The following is a 22,706-nucleotide window of genomic DNA, read 5'->3' on the forward strand; positions in this document are numbered from 1 at the left end:
AGATGCCAAGATTTGCTTGGAAGTCTTTTCTGTTTTGTGTGATAGCATAAAGCTAGGGGAGGAACAGCAGGTGAAAAAGAGAATCTTATTTGTTTGCATGTTGTTGCTCGGAATCGGTCCGACAATAACATATTCTTCGTTTGAACGAAATTACACGCTATTAAAAAATGTGGATGTTGGAATGGAAACAAGCAACCAATCCTACATTTCTCGCTATCTAAATGAAATAGTTTACGTACCAAAAGACAGCTATAACGAACAAGAAGTAATGACCAGCTTGCACTATATTAGTCGCATACCGTCACCGCTCTTAAAAGAAATGGTTGAAAAAGAAATTAATATAAAGTTATTTAATGGGCAACTAACTGATGAGCCAGGTTTTCTGTTTTTAAGAGGGAAAGTACCAAGAGGCTATGAGCTTTCGAGTAAGGTATGGGATGATGTCCCTGGAGCAGGAGGTTCAAAAACGGTTTATGTGAAAATTGGTCACAGCGAAAAAGGGCAAGGGCACGGTTCGGTAAACTTAGAACTGCACGAGATTGCTCATACGGTGGATCGTCATATCTTGCACAATCTCCGTCATAAAGATCAATTCTTAAAGATTTGGAACGAAGAAAAACAGGTTCTATTTCCGAATCAGCACTACTTTTTACACTATCCAGAAGAATACTTTGCTGAGGTGTTTGCAATGTATTATGCAAATTCCTTCACCCGTAGTTATTTAAAAGAAAATGCTCCACAAACAACTCGTTACTTACAAAAGGTCATTGATGCACGGAACTTCTAGGATACCAAGCAAGTAATATGATAAATCAAAACAAATTCGTTATAATAGAGATAAGTGATTTGACAAAGATTGTTAAACATGAACATAATTGTATGAAGTTTGTTATTGGAGGATTTATTAATGAAAAAAATTACGGAAGAAAAACAGTTTCATGAACAAATCAAAGGACAAGAGCTAAGCGTTGGTATCTTCACTACAACATGGTGTCCAGATTGTAAACGCCTTGACATGTTCATTGATGAAATTATTGAAGAAAATCAAGATAAAGCTTGGTTTGAAGTCGATAAAGATGAATTTGAAGAACTTTCTGCAGCAAATAATGTAATGGGAATTCCATCGCTTCTTGTTTATAAAAATGGTGAAAAAATTGCACATCTTCACAGTGCAAACGCAAAAACACCTGAAGCAGTGCGTGAGTTTTTAAGCTCAATCTAATTTGAAAGCTACTTGTTTATATGAGCAAGTAGCTTTTATTGTATAGAGTTTTGAACCCGATTATTAGATGAAAAACAAGCTTACAGAATACGAACGTATGTTTTATAATTCTTGTATGGAAATAAAAGGTAATGTGGAGGGGTTTTGAATGTACATAACAGTAGAAGACTTTATTAAAGAATGGAACCGGGAAGCCCTGCTTACTCAAAAAGTTTTAGAAGGTCTAACTGATCAAGCGTTAACTCAAAAGGTGTATGCAGAAGGCCGCACTCTAGGAAGAATTGTATGGCACTTTACAACAAATATTCCAGACTATTTGGTTCATTTTGGGGTGGAAATAGCTAAGCTAGAAAATGCTGAACATATGCCCTCCTGTGGTAAAGAGTTTGCGGAAACTTTCAATAAAATCAGCTTACAGGTAGCAAAAGCGATTAGCCAGCAGTGGACAGATGAAACACTAAAAGAAGTACAAACAGCCTTTGGGCGACAAGAGACGAATGCTCAAATCTTAATGGGATTGATTAAGCATATTATCCATCATCGTGGACAAGTTACGGTTCTTATACGTCAAGCTGGGCTTGAACCTTTTGGTGTATACGGTCCCACAAAAGAAGGGTGGGAAGGTAGAGGCGTTGAAAATCCTCCTCTTTAAAGATAATTGGGCTATAAAAAAAGAGTCTTTTTAAAGACTCCAATGACTTACCCCTAAATTTTCAGCCTATCGTAACCATACAATAGCAAAAGCATCTATGCCTTACTATTACTTTGATAGAACTTCTGACCTAAAATGTATGGACGTTATGTTGATTTTCTATTTCCATTTTGGATGGAGTGCGTTATACTAAGACAGGTGAATAATCGTGAAGCAATAAGGTCTCAATTTTAACATTGAGTGAAAAGGGAAGTTTGGTGCAAGTCCAACGCGGTCCCGCCACTGTAAACGTTAGATGTCTAAAGATGCCACTGTTTGAAAAATGGGAAGGCTTAGTACATCATATACGTAAGTCAGGAGACCTGCCTTATTGTCAACTGTGAAACCTTCGAGGAGAGGGGAAGCAGGGTATTTGACGTACATAAACAATGCGAAAGTCATTCGCATCATTTAACGTTACCTGCTTTACTTTCGATTGAAAGTAAAGTTTTTTTATGTGTGCTGAGCGACTTCATAACCGATACATAAATAGGAGGGGTTATCTAAATGAAAAAGTGGTTATCATCTGTTATTGTTGCGATGTTCCTTGTTGTTCTTGCAGCCTGTGGCGCAACTGATGAAGGAAGCAAACAAACAGAACAAACAAAGCAAACAGAAGAGCAAGCTGTTACGGTTAAAGATGCAAGAGGAGAAGAAGTAACGGTTGAACAAGCACCTAAGAAAATTGTTTCTCTTATGCCAAGTAACACGGAAATCGTTTATGAGTTAGGCCTTGAAAAAGAATTAGTTGGCGTAACGAGCAACGATGATTATCCTGCAAGTGTGAAAGAAAAAGAACAGGTAGGGGATATGAATATCAACGCGGAAAAAGTTATTTCATTGAATCCAGACCTAGTGTTAGCTCACGGTTCGAGCATGGGAATGTCGGATGAAGTTTTCAAGCAGATTGAAAGTGCAGGTATTCCGCTATTTGTTGTAAACGATGCAACGGATTTTAACACCGTGTATGAAACAATTGAAAACATCGGGAAGCTAACGAATAAAGTAGAAGAAGCAGATAACACAGTGAACGAAATGAAAGCTGCTGTTTCAGAAATTGAAGAAAAAGCGAAAGAAATTAAAGATGAAGATCGTAAGAAAGTATGGGTAGAAGTTTCACCTGCACCTGAGATTTATACAACTGGTAAAGGTACTTTTATGGATGAAATGATTAAAACAATCGGAGCAGAAAACGTAGCTGGAAATGAAGAAGGTTGGGTAAAACTTTCGGAAGAGAAAGTGGTTGAGCTAAATCCAGATACAATTGTTACAACCTATGATGGGGACGCAAAAGAAATTAAAAACCGTCCAGCATGGAGTGATATTACAGCTGTAAAAGAAAATCAAATTGTAAACGTTGATTCTAATAAAACAAATCGACCTGGGCCACGAATCGTAGAAGGGTTAGAAGAGTTCGCAAAAGCCGTATATCCTGAGGTGTATAATTAATCGAGAAAAGGACCATATTCCAATTCAAAAAGGAATTGGTCCTTTTTTATCGTTACGTCTTCAGCAGGATGATGAATTACTAATGATGAAAACAAGTACACCGTTTAAAGCGTACAGTTCGGGTGTGCTAGGAGACGGCATGATTGAGACCGATGTTTTTTATAATCGCTTTGTAAATAAATACTACCGTGCTGATTCACCAGCCGAAGAATATAGAGCATTTTTAAAAGAAAAAAGCTTCGTTTATGATAAAGTAGTAGGGTTAATGACGGCTGTTTATTTGCGCAATAAATCGGTTTATACATATTGTAAAGACGGTCTGACAATCTCATCCATTATTACTGCCGGAGTTGGTAATGCTGTGGATTTGACGAGTGATGATATTACTCCATTTTCTTCACAGCCTGGGACAATTAATATGTTCATATTTATTGATGGAAAGTTAACGGATGCTGCGTTTTTACAGTTATTTATTGCAGCAACAGAAGTGAAAACCCGAATGCTGTATGAGTTAGGAGTGCAAGATCCAAACACACAGACACTTGCGACAGGGACATCTACGGATAGCGTTTGTATTGCTGCGAGCCAAAAAGGTAGCTTGTATGAGTACGGCGGATCTATGACGGTTCTGGGACAAGCGGTAGGAAAGCTCGTTAAACTAAGTTTACTTGAAACAATTCAAAAAAGGTGATGTGTATGGAATTTCAACAATTAATTGTAGCGCATTTATTAGCAATCTCACTAGCGCTTGTATTAGATGCTATTATCGGAGATCCTGTAAATTGGCCACATCCCGTCAGGTGGTTTGGAAGATGGATTTCTTTTGTTGATAAGCGTTTAAATCAAGGTAAGTTTCAACGAATGAATGGTTTGTTTCTTGTATTAAGCATGGTAGTGTGGTGTTTTATACTACCTTTAATTCTTTTAATTGCCCTATACGAAACCTCATACTGGATTGGAATTATAGTTGAAGGAGTGGTAATTGCTACAACAATTTCAACAAAGTCTTTGGGAGAAGCTGCCTATAAAGTAGCACACCCTTTACAAAAAGGTGACTTACAGGAAGCACGCTTTCAAGTGGGGATGATTGTGGGAAGAGATACCAATCAGCTTGATGAAAGCGAAATTGCTAGAGCAACAGTTGAAACAGTAGCGGAGAATACCAGTGATGGCATTACAGCTCCTTTGTTTTTTGCTTTTTTATTAGGTGGAGCGGGTGCTTTTTTTTATCGAAGTATTAATACGTGTGATTCAATGGTTGGGTATAAAAATCCTATGTATGAAAAGTTTGGATACTTTAGTGCGAAGTTAGATGACTGGCTGAATTTTATCCCTAGTCGGCTGACAGCGTTTATTATGGTTATTAGCAACGTAATGCACAGTGAATTTACAGCAAAGCATGTGTTTAGCATAATTAAAAGGGATGCACCTAAACACCCGAGCCCAAACAGCGGCTATGGTGAAAGTGCTGTTGCAGGTTTGCTTGGCATTCAGCTCGGAGGTCGAAACACGTATAAAGGAATTGTTTCAAATCGTGCGAAAATGGGAGATCCCCTTTATTCTTTAAATGTTAGTCATATTTTTAAAACAGTCCAAGTGATGAAGCGGACCGTTTGGTGTACTTGGTTTTTTTATTTGATAGGAGGGATATTGATTGGCATTACCTACACATGGAGCTAATCCGGCTGTTTTTCTAGAGGCGATAGGCCAAAATACAGAACGTTCATTCATTGATTTTAGCGTAAATACAAACCCTTTAGGGGCACCGGATATCATCAGTGAAAATTGGGATGTGCTTAGAGAAATCGCTTTTTCTTACCCTGATCCTGACGTGCAAAAGTTAACGGGTCTCATTGCCCATCACCATAAGCTTACTTCTGGTGAAATATTAGTAACAAACGGTGCAGCAGAAGCCTTCTTTTTGCTTGCTTCCATATTTTCAAACGAAAAGGTAGGGATTTTACAGCCTACTTTTATTGAATATGAACAGGCGAGTTTAGCTCATGGTTGTGAAATCATTCATATTTCTCTGGAAGAAACAGATAATTGGAATTGGAATATGTCCGAAATAAAACAAAAGCTTCCAATCTTAAAAGCGATATGGATTTGTCATCCCAACAACCCTACCGGACGAATGTATGACATAAATGAGTGGGAAGAGCTAATTGACTTAGCTCATCGTGAGAAGACTTATCTGGTTGTTGATGAAGCGTTTATTGATTTTGTAAAGGACGCCTCTTCGTTTGATCGGTGGATTCAAAGGTGTCCATATTTAATTGTTGTTCGGTCTATGACAAAAATGTTTAATATTGCTGGAGCAAGGTTAGGGTATGTTTTAGCTCATCAAGACGTTATTACTAAGTTGAAGCAAAAGCAGCCCCCTTGGAGTGTGAATGGTGTGGCGCAGCAAATTGGGCAATGGTGCTTATCTGAAATCGAGTTCGTGAATAAGACGGTCGAGTACATTGATAAAGAAAGAAATCGAGTGATAAACGAGTTGCAAAACCTAGGATTTAACGTATCTCAGTCAGTAACTAACTATTATTTATGCAGCATCCCAACGAGCTATACTGCCGATGGGTGGCTGGCATTTTTAGCGCAAGAAGGAATTGTAGCAAGACATACTGAAAATTTTCTAGGTTTAAATGGTCGATATGTTAGATTAGCCGTCAAAACAAAAGTAGAGAATGACCAGCTCCTAAGCGTGTTAAGAAAAGGAGTGGAAGCTTAATGTTAGTGTTTGTCACTGGTGGTGTTCGCAGCGGAAAGTCAGCAGCGGCAGAGTCCTTTGTCGAAAAACTAATGATCAATCGCGCTATCTATCTAGCGACTAGCCGCGTCACTGATCATGAGATGCAAGAGCGAATTGAGTTGCACCAACAGCAACGAAGTAACTCAGGGTTGTCGTGGTTGACTATTGAAGTTCCCAATAACATATCTAGTATTTATTCATTGATTCAAGAAACGGATCTTATTTTGCTAGACTGTGCGACAAATTGGCTGGCAAACGAGCTTTTTACCAAAGAGGAAAAGTGGCAATCTACCTTGAAAGCGAACGAGCTGGTTAATGAAATGATAGAGGTGATTCATCAATTGAATAAGCGATGTCAGCACCTTGTCATTGTATCAAATGAACTGTTTGAATCGGGTGTTCTAAAAGGACCGACGTTTATCTACATGAAGTTACTGGGAAGGATTCATCAAGAGATTGTGGATCAAGCAGACGTAGCGATTTCTGTAGAAGCGGGTATTCCCTATTACTATAAGGGAGATGAAACAGCATGGCAGTAAAAGAGTGGATAGTCATCGCACGCCTAGCCCTTCAGTTTTTTACAATTCTACCAACGGCAAAAACGATTCAATGGACGGAAAAGCGCACGGCGAAAGCACTTTATTTTCTACCGTGGATTGGTGCTTGTATAGGGGCAGTTAGCTATAGTTTGTTTGTAGGTCTGGAGTCGTTAGGAGTGAGCTCTGTGACCATTGCAGTTTTGCTTATGTTAGCCAGCGCAATACTCACAGGAGGCTTACACTTAGATGGCTGGATGGATGTGAGTGATGCTTATTTCTCACACCAACCAAGAGAAAAAAAACTTGTGATTTTAAGTGATCCTAATATAGGTGCGTTTGCGGTGTTATCAATTTTAGCCCTATTAGCTCTTCGTTTTAGCGGAATAAATGAGCTGATGAACACTCATCAATCAATTGATTTAGCTGCGTTTATGAGTGCGTTTATATTGCCGCGTATTGTAGCAGGATGGATTTTACTTTGGGGTCAGCCAGCCAAAGAAACAGGATTAGCTTCATACTTTCAAAAGGGTTCAACTGAAAGACAAAAGTGGATTTATGCGACAATGAGCATACTAATGATTGCAGGTCTTGTCTATTTCATGGAAAATAAAGCTGTGATTTTAATTGGTGCAATGGCTGTTTTTATCTGGATTAAATTTTATCGTGCTCAGTTTGGAGGCATTACGGGAGATGTTGTTGGAGCAACGATTGAAGGAGGCGAGACGCTTGTATGGGTGAGTATGTGGATATGCTATTTATTCGGCACGGTTTAACAGAACCCAACAAGCTGCGCCAGTACATTGGATGGAGTAATCCGTCGCTAAGTAGCGAAGGAATCGCACTGTTGAAAGCGTCTAATATGGTGCCAGACCTAGTCGTTGGAAGTGATTTGTATCGTACGCAAGAAACGGGCGCAATTTTATTTCCGCAGCAGCCCTATGTAGCTTTAAGAAACTGGAGAGAGCTCTCATTTGGCGATTGGGAAGAGTGTACGTATGAGCAGTTGAAAAATGATTCAGCGTATCGAAAGTGGATTGATGCTCCTTTTGAAGAACAACCGCCGAACGGAGAGGATTTCGAAGCCTTCTCTAGTCGAATTTGGAAAGCTTGGGATCAAACAGTCGACTTGATGTTGCAACAAAAAGCTAGTTTAACAGCCGTTGTCACTCACGGTGGACCTCTTCGTTTCATTGCCTCTTATTTTCTAGAACAATCCTCATTTTGGGATCATTCTTTTTCGTATGGAGAAGGAATCCGACTGCGTTTCAATAAGGATGATATAAGGGAGAGAAAGCCATGCATTTCGTATTCGGTGGTGCGTTCAATGGAAAGCGAAAATGGATAAAGAAACAGTATGATAACCAAATTACAGCGTGGTATAGTGCCTATGAAAATCCGATAAAAGTGCCTACACTCGTAAAAGGAGATCAATACATAGTTATAGAAGGAATAGAACGATACATTAAAGAATTAATTGATAGTGGTAAAACTGTTGATGAAGTGTGTTGCTACTTCAATGAACAATTACAAGCATGGCGAGCTGAGAATTTGCTAGCAAATATAATTGTTATTGGAACAGAAATTGGAAAAGGGATTGTTCCATTAAACCAAAATGACCGCAGTTGGCGTGATGCATGTGGCTATGTCTATCAAATGCTTGTAGCAGAAGCGGAAACAGTTGATCGCATCTGGTATGGAATTTCGAATCGAATAAAGGAGGATATAAAGGAATGAATATCTATACAAAAACAGGAGACAAAGGGCAAACGAGTTTAATAGGAGGACGTGTAAATAAAGACGACATTCGAGTGGAAGCTTACGGAACAATCGATGAGTTAAATAGCTATGTAGGTCAAGCGATTGCTCAGTTAAATGACAGTGTATTTAATGAATTAAAAGAAGAGCTTGTGACTATTCAACACGAGCTATTTGACTGTGGAAGTGATTTAGCTTTTGCTAGAGATGACCACCCTTATAAAGTTGAAGCAAGTATGATTGAAGTGTTAGAGCGAAAAATTGATGAGTATATGAAAGAAGCTCCTGAGATTGAACGCTTTATTTTGCCAGGCGGAACACAAGCGGCAGCCACACTTCATGTGTGCCGCACGGTGACAAGAAGAGCAGAAAGGTTAGTTGTTGGGGTTCAGCGAGAGTTTAAAATTAACGAGGCGGTCCTTCAATATTTAAATCGTTTATCCGATTACTTCTTTGCAGCTGCTCGCATTGCCAATTCACGAGAAAATGTGAAAGATGTTGAGTATATTCGCAGTGCGAAAGTATTTAAAAAAGGAAAGACAAAATAAATAAAAACGTGTGGATAGTTTGGGACTGACCCCGTAAAGTGAGACAAATAAAAAACACCTTTAAGTTGAAAACTGGGTATGTAGTACCTAACCATCACTTGGAGGTGTTTTTTCTATGGGAACAAGAGTTAGTTATCCAGTCGAACTAAAGTTAAAGGCAATTGAAATGAGATTAGCCGGTGTATCTGTAAAAGAAGTCTTATCACAACTAAACATTCGAAATCCTACCCAATTAAAAACGTGGATGAAGTGGTATCAAACTGGGGATGTACACCGGTTGGAACAGCCAGTAGGCAAGCAATATGCCTATGGAAAAGGTCCTGATTTTGAAAGCGAGACAGCGAAGTTAGAGGCTGAGAACCGACAGTTAAAGCAACAAATCGAGATTTTAAAAAAGTACAAGGAATTGGAAAGGAAGTGGTACCAGAAATCGCAGTGAACCTAGTGGAAGAGTTAAAAGAACAAATCCCTATTTATCAAATCTGTTTCCATCTTGGTATTCCCCGATCCACTTACTACCGTTGGAAGCAGCATAGTCAACAGGATACACGAAAGAAATGGATGGAACAGCAAGTGGGTGAACAATGTCGTGCACACAAGTTTCGATATGGCTATCGAAAAATCACAGCTGTACTCAAGCGAACCATGAAGATTAACCACAAGTTTGTGCAGCGTACCATGCAGAAATACGGTTGGCAATGTCGTGTTAAACGAAAGAAACGGCAGCGAACAGGGCAACCTTATCAGGTTGCAGAGAATGTATTAAATCGTGACTTTCAAGCTGAACGCCCTCTCCAAAAGCTCGTGACCGATATTACGTACTTGCCTTTTGGGCCGAAACCATTGTATCTTTCAAGTATTCAAGATTTATTTAACGGAGAGATTATTGCGTATTCCATAGGTGATTGTCAAAATGTCGCGTTTGTTTTAGACACGCTTAACCAACTCCCTTCTCTACCGGAAGGGTGCACGTTGCATAGTGATCAAGGCTCTGTGTACACATCGTATGCTTATCAACAAACAATTAAAGAGAAAGGCATTATCATGAGTATGTCCCGAAAAGGGACGCCCGCAGATAATGCCTCAATTGAATCGTTTCATTCCTCACTAAAGTCTGAAACGTTCTACCTTGACGAGTTGACATACACTACGACTACCATCGTAGAGCAAACCGTCAAAAGCTATATTACGTATTATAACCATGCCCGTATTCAAACAAAATTAAACAACCAGTCTCCTGTACAATACAGAAAACTGGTTGTTTAAAAGGTGTTTTGATTCCTGTCTCAAAAACAGGGGTCAGTCCCGTTTTATCCACACGTTTTTATTTATGAAATATTCGAAACCTGAAATAAATGGCTGTAAAAAAATATTGGTTACCTCTATAATAAGAACAGTGTAAAGAAAGAGAAAAGAGGTTAGGAGAATGAATAAGGGTACAGTAAGACAGCCGTATCAAGCTGGCTTGATATATACGGCTAGTGCATATGTGATGTGGGGAGTGTTTCCACTATATTGGAAGCTAGTAGATAACGTTCCTGCAGACGAGATTTTAGCACACCGTGTGATTTGGTCGTTTTTATTTATGATACTATTGCTGTGCATAACGCGGCAGCTTGGTAATTTGAAAGAAACGGTTGGTTATTTATTTCGTCATCCGAAAAAAACGCTCATTTTATTTTCGGCGTCTTTATTAATTAGTCTTAATTGGTTTATTTATATTTGGGCTGTCAATAATGAAAGGATTATTGAAACCAGTCTAGGTTATTATATTAATCCTCTTGTGAGCGTTCTGTTAGGTATTGTTGTTTTAAAAGAAAAGCTGAATTTTTGGCAAATTATCTCAGTGGGTCTAGCTGCAATCGGTGTGCTGTTTTTAACACTTCATTATGGAGAGTTTCCTTGGGTATCGTTAGGGCTTGCGTTTAGCTTCGGTATATATGGACTTGTGAAAAAGACCATTCAGCTAGAAGCTAAAGTTGGTTTGACTCTAGAAACGTTTATGGTTATGCCAATTGCACTTGTGTATTTTGTTATACTATATGTAAAAGGGCATTCTAGCTTTGTATTGAGTAACCCGACAACTAGCTTATTGCTAATTGGAGGAGGGGTTGCAACAGCAATGCCGCTTTTATATTTTGCAAAAGGTGCCCCTTTAATCCCGTTATCTATGGTTGGATTCTTACAGTATATTGCACCGACGATGACCTTGCTTTTAGGTGTTTTTGTTTATCATGAACCATTCTCTAGCGTTCATATGATTGCCTTTTTATTTATTTGGGGCGGATCGGTTATCTTTGCGCTAGCAAAAACAAAGTTTATGATAACTCATCAGCCAAAGATTCGAAAGAGCCGTTCAGTAGGCTTGTAATAGAGAGTTCAACATCTATATGTTAGATGTTGAACTTTTTTTATGAGGAAAATGAAAGGAGACGGTGGTATTAGGAATGCACACCACCGTATGTATATTATAGCTTGCGTTGGAAGTGAGCGTTTAACTGCCCGCGCAGCATTTGATTTTTTACTTCTTTCATTTTTCTTTCTTCATCTTTTTTTGCTAGCTCAGTTCGAATTTCGCTTGTTTGTACCCCTTCTTCAATACGATCTGCAATTTCCATTAACCGTTCTACGTCTGAAAAGGAATACTTTCGAATTCCTGTATTCGTACGCTCTGGAAACAATAAGCTGCGTTTTTCGTAATAGCGAATCTGTCTTTCGGATAGCCCTGTCAATTCTTTCACGATGCCAATTGACATAACCTTTTTGTCACGATAAGATGCTTCATTTGTGGACAATCTCCCTCACCCCTGAGTGTATGATAATTATGTTATATCCTTTATTATAAAGGAAAAAAATACAAAAAAGTTATAACATGTTATATATTCTAACACAATTATGTAATGTTTTTTAGATAAATGTAAGGAAAAATAACAAAGATAATGAAATTAGGAAATAATTCTTATAAAATAGAGCTGAGAAAGCTAATAAGAAAGGAATAAAAAGATGAGCGATAATGAAATGATAAAGAAACAAGTTCTAAAGCTTGCTACGGAAATTATTGAATTGGATGTAAAGAGAGATGAAAAGTTTGAAGAGTTAACCGTTTTAGCAGGTAACCATGCTTACGAAATTCTAAGAAGAGTCCAAAATGGATAGTAAGGGATGAACAATCCCTATACAATAAAAAAACTCCCGCTGCAGCGGGAGTTTTATATTTATCCTTGATCTAAAACGATAAGCTCTTTTTTTAACTGTTCATGACGAAGATTTTCTCCAATAATAACAAGGTTAGTTGGCATTTTCATCAGCTCTTTCATATATAAAGGCATTCCGTATGAGTATTGAAATGAATACGTATCAGGAGAATGTGTGAAACGTAGATACCCTTTCATTCGATAAATCGTATCTGGTGTATGGCGCAGCCAATCTTCAAATTTTTCAAGGTCAATCGGGTTTTTGAATTCGTAAACAAATGTTTTTAAGTGTAAATGTTTTTCAACATGAGCTTGCTGATGTGCTTGTTTCTTTGAAAGCTGAGCGTTTGTTAAAAGCTTCAATTGAATAGACGAATAACTTGTAAATAAGCAAGTTGCTTGTGGATTAATCGATTGAATTTCATACAATAGTGTTGCTTTAGCTGATTCAGATAATGTATCAGATTTGTTTAATAAAATGACATCCGCATGTCGAATTTGTTCTTGGAGTAGCTTTTGTAATTGAATACTTAAGCTACCGCGGTCTTGCCACCTGTGAACATCTACTGTTGTTACGATACACTTTACAGTAACATCGTTAGCGAAGAGTGGGGACATACATGCATCTAATACTTCGATTGGATGTGCTACACCTGTTGTTTCAATATAAATAGCATCTAGCTTGTTTTCTTGTAAAAGCGAATGGAGCTGTGTTTCAAACTGCCCTTGAATGGTGCAGCAAACGCATCCGTTTAGTAATTCTTTAAGAGGCGTATCTTTTTCTACTTCATCGGAGTCGATAGAGATTTTGCCAAGTTCATTCATAATAACGGCGATTTGACGGCCGTTTTCTTTTTCTTGCTTTAATGCATTTTTTAACAATGATGTTTTCCCGCTTCCTAAAAAGCCGGATAAGATATAAATTTCAGTTTTGTTTGTCATTTTTCTAACTCCTGTATAAAATCGAAATGATTATGATTTATGATTATATACCATACACTATGTCTGCATTTTTGTATATATCTATCTAGGTAATAGATTAAAAGCATACTTACTCTACTACATAAATGGTATCACAAATGAAAATAAATTGGAAAAAGCGAAAAGATAAAATGAATATTCTCAATTTTAAAACGTTATTATGCTAAAATGGAATAATAGATAGCAATTGTATAGAGGGAAAGGGAGATGCTTTATGCGCATTTTAGTATTAGGAGCTGGCGGAGTAGGTGGCTATTTCGGTGGGCGTCTTGCTGAAAAAGGAGAAGATGTTACATTTTTAGTTCGAAGTCAAAGAAAAAAACAGCTTAAAAAAAATGGATTAGTCATTAAAAGCATTCATGGTGATTATTCATTTTCTCCCAAGTTAATTACAACCACTAGTGAGGGAGTGGAGCCCTTTGACTGCGTTTTATTTTCGACAAAAGCATATCATCTGGATCAAGCGATAGCTGATGTAAAGCCCTTTATAGGAAGTGGTACGACGGTTGTCCCACTTTTAAATGGGATTAATCATCTGTCGGCGTTGCGAAGTGCTTTTGGCGAGAATAATGTAATAGGCGGTCTTTGTTTTATTGAAACGACATTGAACGCAGACGGAGAGATTGTTCAAACAAGTCCTGCACATCGAGTTGTTTATGGAGAGTTTAATGGTGAAAAAACAAATCGAATTGAACGCTTAGAAGCTGCGTTTCGTCATACAAAAACGTCATTTGTACTCAGTGATCGAATTGGACAAGAGATGTGGCATAAGTATCTATTCATTACAACACTTTCTGGAGTTACTACCTTAATGCGTTCCCCAATTGGACCTATTCGTGATGTAGAAGGAGGTAGAGTGTTTATTCAGTCCCTTCTTCAAGAAGTATATGAAATCATGGTCAGAGAAGGTGCTCCGGTTACAGAGGGAATTGTACAGCAGCATATGAAAACAATGGAGTCGATGACGTATGGTATGAAATCATCTATGCAGCGAGATATTGAAAAGGGGTATATGACTGAAGCGGATCATCTTCAAGGATACCTCCTGCGGTTAGCGCAAAAATATGATGTGAAATCAGACATTTTACATATTGTCTATCAACATTTAAAGATATATGAGAAAGTTCAAAAAGGGACTGATAGTCAGTGAGTTTAACAATTGATTTTGCAAAATTAGATGTCATAAAGTCTCTTGTGCCAGTACAACAGGTACAAAGTTTATCCTCAAAAAAAGGTCTATACTTTCTCTTTGATGAAGAAAAGGAACTTGTCTATATTGGTAGTACAATGAATTCATTAAAACAAAGGGTATTTGCACATCTGAAAAACGGTGATTTTCAAGAAAACCACCCTATTGCGTTTATCGGCTGGTTGGAAATAGAAGGTTCAAGAGAAACGATTGAAGCTCTTAAAACGATGCTAATTAATGCATATTTCCCCATCTATAATCAATATGGAATTAAGTATAAGCATGAGCGTCCTCTAAGAGCTGAGCATACTAATTGTCAGGTAGAGGTAAAGAAAGCTACAAAGCCTCCTACATCTAAAGTTAAAAAAGTTGGTGGAAACAAGCGTTTTACTTCGGCTAGTGTGAGAGAAATGGCAAATGGAGATGAAGCGAAGAGGTTATGGTCTCGCAGTGAAGCACGAGCGATACTCCATTTATCCGATGCTGAGATTATTACTTTGAGTGAAAGGTTGTTGGCAGAACAATATTTCTTTCAACGTGATATGAAAAAGAATCTTATATTTACGCTAAAAGATTTGGTTGTCATGCAGGTTTTATTAAATATTACTCAGCACCATGTGGTGAAGAAAAGAGAAATGAAAGAGGCTATTCGCTTAGTGCAAAAATTTGGATTAGTTGAAGCGCTTAGAATTTCTGAGCGGTTAATTACGAAAGTAAATATGTAGACGACAAAACCAAGCTGTATGTTAATACGGCTTGGTTTTAATGCCTAAGCAATTTCATCGATAACCCGTGGAAGGGCAATGATAGAAAGTATACATAAAGAGCTAACTACGTGATGCATTTCAAAGATAGCGATAATGAAAAACATAATGGACATGTATAGCTGCAATCCTTTTAATATCCAGGATCTTTGTGCAAGAAAGAAGTCACTTAACACGAATAAGAAAAAGATAAGCGAACTGCATACTATGATGACCGTGCTTGACATCGTATGGTTATAAGCACTAATAAGTAATAGTGTAATAAGTAATACAACGGCCGTTGTTTTTAACAATTTTATCATCATTTTCACCTTCAATACAAAGTGATCTGTGTTTTTATTTTATAGCATAGTCAATAAATCGGAAAGTCAAACACCATAAGTATAACAACAATTTAACATCTTTATAATGTATTTACAAAAGTTGTCTCCTAAAACTAGCTCTCAGGCTGTTAAATTGACGATTAACGGTCATAATGCTATAGTATGTTTTCAAAAAATCAAGCTAATACAGCAATGTGGAACGTTGTTAAACAAGTAAAAAGGACGTGTTTGTTTGAGCGAAAAACTATTATTAATTGACGGCTTTAATTTGCTGAGCCGCTGTTACTTTGCTACATCATATGGGCGGGAAGAAGCTGATTTGCCTCGCAATAGCAAAGGGTTATTTACAAATGCGGTGCGTGTAGTTGTTCAAAAAATGAATAACTTAATTAAGCAATATGAGCCGACGCATGTCATTGTTGCATGGGATGTAAAGCGTAACGAGACAAAACGCAAACAAGCATATAGTTTCTATAAAGAAACGAGAAATGATTTACCAGCATCATTAATTCAACAGTATGAGACACTGCGTGCTTTCTTTGAAGCTGTAGGAATTCCTCAGCTCTCGGTTGAACTCTATGAAGCAGATGATGTTATTGGTGCGTTTTCTTTAAAATGGACAAAAGAAAAACAATCCCCAGCGTACATTTACAGCAATGATCGCGATTTGTTTCAGCTGTTAAATGAACATGTATCGCAAATTGTGGCCAAGCCGAAAATAGGTGATGTGGTGTATACAGCTATGGACTTTACAACTGACTATGGCATATCGCCTTCTCAGTGGGTGGATGTAAAAGCTTTGTTAGGCGATAAGTCAGATAATATTCCAGGTGTTCCTGGGGTAGGTGAGAAAGCTGCATTACCTCTTATACAACAATATGGTTCAATTGAAGGAATTTATGCACAGGTTGAAGATTTAGACGCAACTTTTAATCGATATAAGAAAAAACTAAAGAGTGGTCAAGAGTTAGCTGAATTGAGCTTAGAACTTGTAAAGATTGATACGGATATTGAAGTGGTTAATCAAATTGAGTGGATTACAGTAAAATTTGAGCGAAACTTAGCACTTTGGGAAGAAGAATTAACTCCGCTAGAACTAAACATTATGCTTCAAACGTAATTTTTAGTAAAATACAAAAGAGGAAAGCTTGAAAGGAGTAAAAACGTTGCAACCAATTGATAAAGAGAGCGTACAAACAAAATTAGAAACTTTTTTTCATAATGATATATATGTTCATCTTGAAACAACAAATGGAGCATATGCATCTCATGTAAATGCAAAAGCAATGAACGTAGGAGCATTTATCCGCAATGGGAAAGTGAACGTATTAGGCGGCAAAATTACAGGCGAAGGACCATATCGCGTAGGGCTTCAAATTGATTTAGGTTGGATTTATGCTGAAGGCTTAACAGACTGGGAAGTTGACGAGCATAACAGATTACTGTTAGCAGGCCACGATTCCGATGGTCGTCTAGCCGTTGCGTTTCAATTAAGTGAAAAACCGTTTGAGTAAGAAAGGAGAATTATTGTGCAAGAGCGATTATTAATTGTATTTCCACACCCCGACGATGAAGCATTTGGAGCAGCTGGAGTGATTACTTTAGCAAGGCAAAAAGAAACACCGGTTACATATGCTTGCATTACGCTAGGTGAAATGGGAAGAAACATGGGGAGACCATTGTTTGCTAACCGAGAAACGCTTCCTAAGATTCGGAAAAAAGAACTTCAAGATTTAGCTGAAGTTTTGGATATTCAAGACTTACGTATGATGGGTTTACGTGATAAAACACTAGAGTTTTTAGATATTGAAGAGTTTGCTAATCGTATTGAATCCATTATTCAAGAAGTAAAACCAACTCATATCATTACTCACTATCCAGGATTTGCGGTTCACCCTGACCATAATGCAACTGGAGCAGCTACCCTTCATGCAGTAAAAAGAATGCCAAAAGAAGAGCGACCAATCGTCTGGTGCCATGCATTCTCACATGATCGCATCGAGCATATTGGTCACCCTGACGTTGTGATCGACGTATCGAGTGTAAAAGACAAGAAGATTGAAGCATTAAAGGCACACCGTTCACAAACGGAAGCGATGTTTGACGGCGTGGAGGTTGATGCTTTATTATCTAACCCGCAGCTTGAAAGAATGCTTCTTCGAGAAGAATTCTGGACGTATAAGTGGGACGACTAAGATGAAAAATCAAAAAGTATTATTTATTGGAGCAGGTCGAATGGCAGAAGCTATTGCAGCTGGTTTAATCCATACGAATGCTTTTATAAATGAACGCATCGTCATGACAAACCAACGCGATAGAAAACGATTAGAAGAGCTTCAAGAAAAATATGTTGTCAGTGTGACCCAAGACTGGGAAGCAGAAGTCGAAAGTGCTACAACTATTGTTTTAGCAATGCCACCTGAAGTGCATGATGAAGTTCTTAAAAAACTCTCTAGGCTTGTAACCAATCAGTTTGTCATTACAGTTGCAGCGGGAATTGGCCCTAGCTATTTGGAAGAAAGGCTGCCAGCTCATACAGCTGTGGCATGGATCATGCCAAATACAGCAGCTACAATTGGTGAGTCAATATCGTTGTATGCAGTTGGCAACTCGCTGGACGAAAGTCATAAAAAAGCGCTAGCAGTTATTTTAAATAGTATAGGCTCCTCTCAGCTTTGTACGGAAGATGAAGTGAAGTACCTTACGGCTATCACTGGGAGTGCGCCTGCGTTTGTCGCTTATTTCTCAGAAGCATTAATTGACTCAGCTATGAGCTACGGAGTTTCTGAAGAAATTGCGCAAAAGCTTGTTTTGCAGATGATGTCAGGTTCTGCTAATTTAATTAAACATATAGCAAACCCATCAGCTGTAAGGCAGCAGGTAACTACGCCTGGAGGTGCGACAGCAGAAGGATTAAAAGTGATGGAGAAACACCGCTTTAAAGAAATGATTCAACAAGCTGTAAAGGCTACTAATGCAAAGGCGAATGGAAGCATCTAATGGTATTAAAAGAGAACGTCTAATACGACGTTCTTTTTTTGCGAAGAATTAATCAATAAATCGCTTCTTCATATCTGGTGTTGGAATCATGCACTCATTCTGTTTTCCAAACCATTTATAGCGGTTTTTAGCAATGATTTTATAAAAAAAGTTGCGAAGTGGTGTTGGAACGATAATAAAAACATAAGCAAATTTCCAAGGTGATTTTAGGTGCTTAGCAATTTTTAAAGCTGCGGTGGATTCAGTGTAAAGCTTCTTTCCCTCTAAATAAATGACGCTATCAAGTTGATTGCTTGATAAGTTAAACTCGCTTAATAAATGAGCAGCCCCTTCTGATTGCAGAGATGCAAACGAAAATACAGCATGGTGATCGTTCTTTATAATGAATTGAACACTGTGGTTGCAAAGGTTGCACACACCATCAAATAAAATAATCTTCCTCACGTCTAAAAAACCTCCTGCTTAGGTAACATTTAACCTACTTATACTTGTGTTTTAGCAAAAAGAAAGGTACGTTTAAAAGATGTAGGTAAAGTGATCCAAAAAGGTACGTTATTACGATTATATAATAGGACTCAGATGAGTTAAAGGAGAAAGGTATGAAAGAACAAAATGATGTTATTTTATACAACCGAATAAAGCAAAAAGATCAAGCTGCTCTTGAATTGTTATACGACAAGTATGAACGGATTTTATACTCTTTTGTGTATCGATTAACAAGCCAGGCTGATTTAGCTGAAGAAGTTGTACAGGAAGTATTTATTAAGATATGGAGAGGAAAAGGTGTTTATCATGAAGAAAAAGGGAAATTTTCTTCGTGGCTCTTTACAATTGCTCGAAACACAGCGATTGATTTAATTCGAAAGCGAAAATCAGATCCTATTTTTTCAGATGAAGTGTTTGATTATGTAGAGGATAAACAGGCAAAACCAGATGAGGAAGTAGAGTGGCAAGATGAAAAGCTTCGCGTGCAAGAAGCAGTTTCTCAGCTTTCTGAAGAACAAAAGCAAATCATTAACGCCGTTTATTTCAGAGGGTTAACACAACAAAAAATAGCAGAAGAACACGAAATCCCTTTGGGGACAGTTAAAGGTAGGGTGCGGCTAGCATTGAAGAAATTAAAGACTTATTTGAGTAATGACTTGGAAAGGAGAGCTGATTCATGAGCATGTGTGACAAGTTAATTGATTTCTATAACGACAATTTAACACCTGGTGAAAAGAAAAGCTTCCAGTCACACCTTCAAACATGTTCAAGCTGTCAAGAAGAGCTCCAAGAACTTGAAGAAGTACTTGGTGACTTAACGTTTTTAGCAGCAGAGCAAGCGCCTCCTCCAGGTATGAAAGAACGCGTATTAGCAAATGTATTTCATGAAGAAGGACAATCGAGTGAGTTATCACATCATAAAGAAGGGATTAAGCAGGAGAAGAAGCTAAGAGCGACTAGCAGATGGATGCCGTTATTAGCAGCGGCCTTACTTTTCTCATTAGTCGGAAATGGTTATCTACTGTTAAAGTCAGACAGTGAGCATGAGGTAAGTGAGGGTCCAAAACTATCCCAGCCTGCGACTTCTATTCAAACAGTTACTTTACAGCCCGCAAACCCTAAAGAAGGAAACGCAAACGCTTCTATTGTAGAAGACAATGGAAAAGTGAACGTGGTCATTCAAGCAAGCGGTCTTCAACAGCTTCAAAAAGATGAAGTCTATCAAGTGTGGCTTATTAAAGGTGACAAGCCTGTTCCTGCAGGTGCGTTTGTAGCCGATGAAAATGGGAACGGAACAGTGATTTATCAAATGACAGAAGAGCAGCGGAAACAACAGTGGGATACGATGGCAATTACTCTGGAGCCTAATGCTAACAATGAATTGCCACAAGGTGATATTGTGCTTAGCTCTGTATTATAATTATAAAAAAGGTTTCATCGAATTTTGATGAAACCTTTTTTTATTAAAATAGTATGTTTGCTACGATAACAGCAATTGGAAGCGTAATAAGCGTGCGAAGAATGAAGATGATTACAAGATCCAAGAATTTGATTGGAATTTTTGAACCTAAGAGTAATCCACCAACTTCTGACATATAAATGAGCTGTGTGACAGAAACACAAGCAATAACAAAACGAGTCAATTCACTCTCAATACTCGATCCAATGACGGCGGGCAGGAACATGTCAGCAAATCCAACAACCATTGTTTGAGCAGCCTCTGCTGCTTCTGGTACTTGTAAGAGTGCAAGCAATGGTTCAAACGGTAAGCCAATCCATTTAAATACTGGCGTGTATTCTGCGATGATTAGTGCAGTTGTACCAATTGCCATTACGACAGGTACAACGCCCATCCACATATCAAGGATGTTTTGGATTCCGTCTTTAAAGAACGCTTTAACTCCTGTATTATTTTCTGCTCGATTCAACGCTTTTTTCATTCCCCACGAAAAGGACGTATGCTCTTTTGGAATAGTTTCGTCTGCCACGGTATGGTCTTTTGCATTTTCATGATACGTATCAGGTTTTCTTGATAACGGCGGGATACGCGGCATAATAATAGCTGAAACCAATCCAATAAGCAACACGGTTAAGTAATATGGGATAATATATGCTTCTAACTTTAAATAAGAAAGAATAACAATTGTAAACGTAATGGATACAACTGAAAATGTTGTACCAATTACCGCAGCTTCACGCTTTGTATAATAACCTTCTTCATACTGTTTACTTGTCAATAGTACACCAATTGTTCCATCACCTAACCATGATGCAAGACAGTCAATAGATGAACGTCCTGGTAACGTAAAAATTGGACGCATAAACTTTGTAAACAGAGCACCACATAGCTCTAGTAAACCGAAATTTAGCAGAAGAGGTAGTAAAAGGCCAGCAAATAAAAATACAGAGAATAATACGGGAATTAAATCATATAAAAGCGTCCCACCTGTGTTTTCTGACCAAACAGCCTCAGGTCCAATCTTAAAATAAGTTAAGATAACATATACAGCACCAACAAAGCGTGTAATAGTCCACACCCAACTAACAAGGAAAAGAGAGGATAGGAAAGAGCTGTTCTTTATAAAAGCCGGCTTGGTTAATTTAAATAAGATTGTAAAAGCTGCTGTTGCAACAACGATGATTGTCATGATTAATGGAAGCTGACTCTCAAGCATCGTTTGTACAGCATTTGCCAAAATAGCAATAGGAATAGTTAGTTCTCCCTTATAAGAAAACGGAACAATAAATAAGAAAATCCCTAGCAGAGAAGGGAGTAAGAATATCAATAAAGTTGATAAAGCAAACTTTTTTTCAGTAAGGGGTTGTTTCAATACTTTCACCTCATTATGCACATACATAGTTATTCAAAAGAAGTATGCTCAAATTTTGTATAAATTAGAGCAAGGTCTGGCTGTGTTTAAATGCATAAATCTATAAAATGATTGTATGTTTAAAACAGCAACGTTATAAAAATAACACACTTTATAGGAGAGTAAAAGTTATTAATTTAATTTAAATTTTCGGAATAAAAAGCATTTTTTAGAGCTAACTGTATGGAAGTGAAATACAAATAAGCAGCTTTGTTACGGCTGCTTATTCTTCATTAAATTCAATTGCAATCTGTTGGTTTACTTCTTGCTTTAAGAGTTTGATTTCTAACAATCCATTGCGGTACTTAGCTTTAATTTCATTTTCTACAAATTGAAAAGGAAGCTTAATCGTGCGCATGAATACTCCTGTATGCCGTTCATTAATCTTTAAATGCGGTTTTGCAACTTCATAGGAATAGGGAAGCTGTCCCTGAATGGTAAGGGTGTTGAGTTCTACTTTAATTTCTACATCTTTAGCTGATTGAAGACCAGGAAGCTCAGCCACAACAATTCCTTCTTTTTCAGTCTCATAAAGATCAATTGCTGGGAATTTTTTAGGTAGAAGTGTGGTAAAGTCGTTCCAAAAGTGGGTTCCTAACATCTCTTCAACTTTGTCATGCAGAGAACTCCAATCTAAATCATCAAAGTGTTTTGACATAATAGCTCCCTCCTCATTAACCATAATTGATTATTTATAAAACGCTGTGGGTTTGTTTTATATATATGAAGGAGACGCTCTTTTTTTGACACGATTTTTTAATAGGTGTTCGTTCGTGGTAGTTATTAAGTAATAAAGTAAGATAGTTGAAGAAATCACCTTCTATGGTATATATTATAAAATAAAGAACATAGGTTCTTATTTTAACGAAATAACAAAGTTTTAACTGGGATTAAATATTTAGACTTATGTTATTAAAAGCAGGATTATGAGAGTGTAAGAAAG

29 protein-coding genes and 1 riboswitch are annotated in these 22,706 nt (G+C 37.7%); of the genes, 23 read left to right on the plus strand and 6 right to left on the minus strand.

Annotated elements, in window-relative coordinates; genetic code table 11:
* The first annotated feature begins 70 nt into the window (after positions 1-70).
* The 14 genes from NIZ91_08275 (at position 71) to rarD (ending at position 11,327) form a co-directional block, all read left to right on the plus strand.
* Complete coding sequence (locus NIZ91_08275; protein ID USY56637.1) at positions 71-787, plus strand: toxin; 717 nt, start codon at positions 71-73, stop codon at positions 785-787.
* Positions 788-907: 120 nt separating this feature from the next.
* A complete protein-coding gene (locus NIZ91_08280; protein USY56638.1) occupies positions 908-1,222 on the plus strand; it encodes a thioredoxin family protein in 315 nt (104 codons plus the stop codon).
* Positions 1,223-1,370: 148 nt separating this feature from the next.
* Positions 1,371-1,874, plus strand: a complete 504-nt coding sequence (locus NIZ91_08285; GenBank protein USY56639.1) for a DinB family protein — start codon at positions 1,371-1,373, stop codon at positions 1,872-1,874.
* A gap of 202 nt (positions 1,875-2,076) precedes the next feature.
* A riboswitch (cobalamin riboswitch) is annotated at positions 2,077-2,259 on the plus strand.
* Between the two features lie 161 nt (positions 2,260-2,420).
* Entirely contained in the window at positions 2,421-3,362 is a 942-nt protein-coding gene (locus NIZ91_08290) for an ABC transporter substrate-binding protein (protein ID USY56640.1), read from the plus strand.
* Positions 3,363-3,444: 82 nt separating this feature from the next.
* Positions 3,445-4,053, plus strand: a complete 609-nt coding sequence (locus tag NIZ91_08295) for an adenosylcobinamide amidohydrolase (protein USY56641.1) — start codon at positions 3,445-3,447, stop codon at positions 4,051-4,053.
* Positions 4,054-4,058: 5 nt separating this feature from the next.
* The gene (gene cbiB, locus NIZ91_08300; protein ID USY56642.1) at positions 4,059-5,042 is read left to right on the plus strand and encodes an adenosylcobinamide-phosphate synthase CbiB; all 984 of its coding nucleotides are present in this window, start codon (positions 4,059-4,061) and stop codon (positions 5,040-5,042) included.
* On the plus strand, positions 5,017-6,093 hold the full coding sequence (cobD, locus tag NIZ91_08305; GenBank protein ID USY56643.1) for a threonine-phosphate decarboxylase CobD: 1,077 nt from the start codon (positions 5,017-5,019) through the stop codon (positions 6,091-6,093). The genes cbiB and cobD overlap by 26 nt, the downstream gene beginning before the upstream one ends.
* Complete coding sequence (locus NIZ91_08310) at positions 6,093-6,653, plus strand: bifunctional adenosylcobinamide kinase/adenosylcobinamide-phosphate guanylyltransferase (protein ID USY56644.1); 561 nt, start codon at positions 6,093-6,095, stop codon at positions 6,651-6,653. Before cobD ends, NIZ91_08310 begins: the two co-directional genes overlap by 1 nt.
* A complete protein-coding gene (locus NIZ91_08315; protein USY56645.1) occupies positions 6,644-7,426 on the plus strand; it encodes an adenosylcobinamide-GDP ribazoletransferase in 783 nt (260 codons plus the stop codon). Before NIZ91_08310 ends, NIZ91_08315 begins: the two co-directional genes overlap by 10 nt.
* The gene (locus tag NIZ91_08320) at positions 7,384-7,998 is read left to right on the plus strand and encodes a phosphoglycerate mutase family protein (GenBank protein ID USY56646.1); all 615 of its coding nucleotides are present in this window, start codon (positions 7,384-7,386) and stop codon (positions 7,996-7,998) included. The genes NIZ91_08315 and NIZ91_08320 overlap by 43 nt, the downstream gene beginning before the upstream one ends.
* Entirely contained in the window at positions 7,950-8,387 is a 438-nt protein-coding gene (locus NIZ91_08325; protein ID USY56647.1) for a bifunctional adenosylcobinamide kinase/adenosylcobinamide-phosphate guanylyltransferase, read from the plus strand. The genes NIZ91_08320 and NIZ91_08325 overlap by 49 nt, the downstream gene beginning before the upstream one ends.
* On the plus strand, positions 8,384-8,956 hold the full coding sequence (locus NIZ91_08330; GenBank protein ID USY56648.1) for a cob(I)yrinic acid a,c-diamide adenosyltransferase: 573 nt from the start codon (positions 8,384-8,386) through the stop codon (positions 8,954-8,956). The genes NIZ91_08325 and NIZ91_08330 overlap by 4 nt, the downstream gene beginning before the upstream one ends.
* Positions 8,957-9,071: 115 nt before the next feature.
* A protein-coding gene (locus NIZ91_08335; GenBank protein ID USY56649.1) for an IS3 family transposase occupies positions 9,072-10,222 on the plus strand; the annotation gives its coding sequence in 2 pieces (ribosomal slippage) (positions 9,072-9,345 and positions 9,345-10,222; 1,152 coding nt in all).
* A gap of 160 nt (positions 10,223-10,382) precedes the next feature.
* Positions 10,383-11,327 (plus strand): EamA family transporter RarD, encoded by a 945-nt coding sequence (gene rarD / locus NIZ91_08340; protein USY56650.1) that lies wholly within the window; start codon positions 10,383-10,385, stop codon positions 11,325-11,327.
* Positions 11,328-11,424: 97 nt separating this feature from the next.
* Here rarD and NIZ91_08345 read toward each other — a convergent pair whose 3' ends face one another.
* Entirely contained in the window at positions 11,425-11,751 is a 327-nt protein-coding gene (locus tag NIZ91_08345; protein USY56651.1) for a MerR family transcriptional regulator, read from the minus strand.
* A 223-nt stretch (positions 11,752-11,974) separates the two neighbouring features.
* Here NIZ91_08345 and NIZ91_08350 point away from each other — a divergent pair, with 223 nt between their 5' ends.
* Positions 11,975-12,112: a hypothetical protein gene (locus NIZ91_08350; protein USY57118.1), complete on the plus strand. Its 138-nt coding sequence runs from the start codon at positions 11,975-11,977 to the stop codon at positions 12,110-12,112.
* Positions 12,113-12,171: 59 nt separating this feature from the next.
* Here the strand turns inward: NIZ91_08350 and NIZ91_08355 are convergent, their stop codons facing one another.
* Entirely contained in the window at positions 12,172-13,092 is a 921-nt protein-coding gene (locus NIZ91_08355; GenBank protein USY56652.1) for a GTP-binding protein, read from the minus strand.
* Positions 13,093-13,345: 253 nt separating this feature from the next.
* Between NIZ91_08355 and panE the strand changes: the two genes are divergently transcribed.
* Positions 13,346-14,281 (plus strand): 2-dehydropantoate 2-reductase, encoded by a 936-nt coding sequence (panE, locus tag NIZ91_08360; protein ID USY56653.1) that lies wholly within the window; start codon positions 13,346-13,348, stop codon positions 14,279-14,281.
* Complete coding sequence (locus NIZ91_08365; GenBank protein USY56654.1) at positions 14,278-15,045, plus strand: GIY-YIG nuclease family protein; 768 nt, start codon at positions 14,278-14,280, stop codon at positions 15,043-15,045. The genes panE and NIZ91_08365 overlap by 4 nt, the downstream gene beginning before the upstream one ends.
* A gap of 44 nt (positions 15,046-15,089) precedes the next feature.
* Here the strand turns inward: NIZ91_08365 and NIZ91_08370 are convergent, their stop codons facing one another.
* Positions 15,090-15,389 carry a hypothetical protein gene (locus NIZ91_08370; GenBank protein ID USY56655.1) on the minus strand — a complete coding sequence of 100 codons (300 nt, stop codon included), beginning with the start codon at positions 15,387-15,389 and terminating at the stop codon, positions 15,090-15,092.
* 250 nt (positions 15,390-15,639) lie between these two features.
* On the opposite strand from NIZ91_08370, the gene NIZ91_08375 reads away from it, so the two are divergent.
* Genes NIZ91_08375 through proC form a run of 4 tightly spaced genes read left to right on the plus strand, consistent with a single transcriptional unit; the run spans position 15,640 to position 18,407 of the window.
* Complete coding sequence (locus NIZ91_08375; protein USY56656.1) at positions 15,640-16,527, plus strand: 5'-3' exonuclease; 888 nt, start codon at positions 15,640-15,642, stop codon at positions 16,525-16,527.
* A 46-nt stretch (positions 16,528-16,573) separates the two neighbouring features.
* The gene (locus NIZ91_08380; GenBank protein USY56657.1) at positions 16,574-16,921 is read left to right on the plus strand and encodes a YojF family protein; all 348 of its coding nucleotides are present in this window, start codon (positions 16,574-16,576) and stop codon (positions 16,919-16,921) included.
* A gap of 15 nt (positions 16,922-16,936) precedes the next feature.
* Positions 16,937-17,602 (plus strand): bacillithiol biosynthesis deacetylase BshB2, encoded by a 666-nt coding sequence (gene bshB2 / locus NIZ91_08385; GenBank protein USY56658.1) that lies wholly within the window; start codon positions 16,937-16,939, stop codon positions 17,600-17,602.
* 1 nt (position 17,603) lies between these two features.
* Positions 17,604-18,407 (plus strand): pyrroline-5-carboxylate reductase, encoded by an 804-nt coding sequence (proC, locus tag NIZ91_08390; GenBank protein ID USY56659.1) that lies wholly within the window; start codon positions 17,604-17,606, stop codon positions 18,405-18,407.
* Between the two features lie 48 nt (positions 18,408-18,455).
* Here proC and NIZ91_08395 read toward each other — a convergent pair whose 3' ends face one another.
* Positions 18,456-18,851, minus strand: a complete 396-nt coding sequence (locus NIZ91_08395) for a thiol-disulfide oxidoreductase DCC family protein (GenBank protein USY56660.1) — start codon at positions 18,849-18,851, stop codon at positions 18,456-18,458.
* A gap of 155 nt (positions 18,852-19,006) precedes the next feature.
* Between NIZ91_08395 and NIZ91_08400 the strand changes: the two genes are divergently transcribed.
* Together NIZ91_08400 and NIZ91_08405 are read left to right on the plus strand one after the other, a co-directional pair.
* Complete coding sequence (locus tag NIZ91_08400) at positions 19,007-19,573, plus strand: sigma-70 family RNA polymerase sigma factor (GenBank protein ID USY56661.1); 567 nt, start codon at positions 19,007-19,009, stop codon at positions 19,571-19,573.
* Positions 19,570-20,313, plus strand: a complete 744-nt coding sequence (locus NIZ91_08405; protein USY56662.1) for an anti-sigma factor — start codon at positions 19,570-19,572, stop codon at positions 20,311-20,313. Before NIZ91_08400 ends, NIZ91_08405 begins: the two co-directional genes overlap by 4 nt.
* Positions 20,314-20,356: 43 nt before the next feature.
* On the opposite strand, the gene NIZ91_08410 is transcribed toward NIZ91_08405, so the two are convergent.
* Both NIZ91_08410 and NIZ91_08415 read right to left on the minus strand, forming a co-directional pair.
* Positions 20,357-21,751 carry a YjiH family protein gene (locus NIZ91_08410; protein USY56663.1) on the minus strand — a complete coding sequence of 465 codons (1,395 nt, stop codon included), beginning with the start codon at positions 21,749-21,751 and terminating at the stop codon, positions 20,357-20,359.
* A 235-nt stretch (positions 21,752-21,986) separates the two neighbouring features.
* Entirely contained in the window at positions 21,987-22,421 is a 435-nt protein-coding gene (locus tag NIZ91_08415) for an Hsp20/alpha crystallin family protein (GenBank protein USY56664.1), read from the minus strand.
* Positions 22,422-22,706: the final 285 nt, after the last annotated feature.

This window comes from Bacillus sp. 1780r2a1 (assembly GCA_024134725.1).
Classification (GTDB): Bacteria; Bacillota; Bacilli; order Bacillales; family Bacillaceae_H; genus Priestia; species Priestia aryabhattai_A.